Here is a 613-nt window from a genome sequence, read left to right as displayed (position 1 = left end):
CTTCCCCGCCCGGGTGATCGCGGTGCACCGCACCGCCGCCGGGCTGCCCCTGTTCCCGGGCGACCCCGCGTCCCTCACGCCCCAGGAGCGCGACTGGCTGGAGGAGAGCGTGCGGTGGCGCACGACCGAGGGCGGCTACGCCGCCGTGCAGGCCACCAAGCCGCAGTCGCTCGCGGTCGGCCTCACCGACTCCCCCGCCGGTCTCGCGGCGTGGGTCGTGGAGAAGCTGCGGTCGTGGAGCGACTGCGGCGGCGACCTGGAGTCGGTGTACACGCGGGACGAGGTCCTCGCCCTCCTCACCGAGCACTGGGCGGCCGCCAACGTCGGGTCCGGCGTCCGCGCCTACCGGGCGAACGCCGCGATCCCCCGCGAGCAGCTCGCCCGCTACGTCGACGTGCCGTCCGGGTTCTCCGTGTTCGCCGGCGACGTGGTCCGCCCGCCCCGCGCGTGGCTCGACCGCGTCGCGAACACCGTGTACGCGACCGAGCCGCCGCGCGGGGGACACTTCGCCCCGTTCGAGCAGCCCGAGAGCTACGCCCACGAGCTCCGGTCGTTCTTCGGCCGGTTCTAGCCGCCCGTCACGCCGGGGTGCGCGTCCTCGTCGCAGGTCCGG

The 613-nt window shown here is 75.7% G+C and carries 1 pseudogene; it reads left to right on the top strand.

Annotated elements, in window-relative coordinates:
• Positions 1 to 571: pseudogene (locus G3I78_RS52565) on the top strand (epoxide hydrolase); the annotation flags it as partial.
• Between the last annotated feature and the right edge of the window lie 42 nt (positions 572 to 613).

Source organism: Streptomyces sp. SID13726, from assembly GCF_010548375.1.
Taxonomy (GTDB): Bacteria; Actinomycetota; Actinomycetes; order Streptomycetales; family Streptomycetaceae; genus Streptomyces.
Note: the sequence above shows the minus strand (reverse complement) of the source record. Positions and strands in the feature narration are given on the sequence as shown.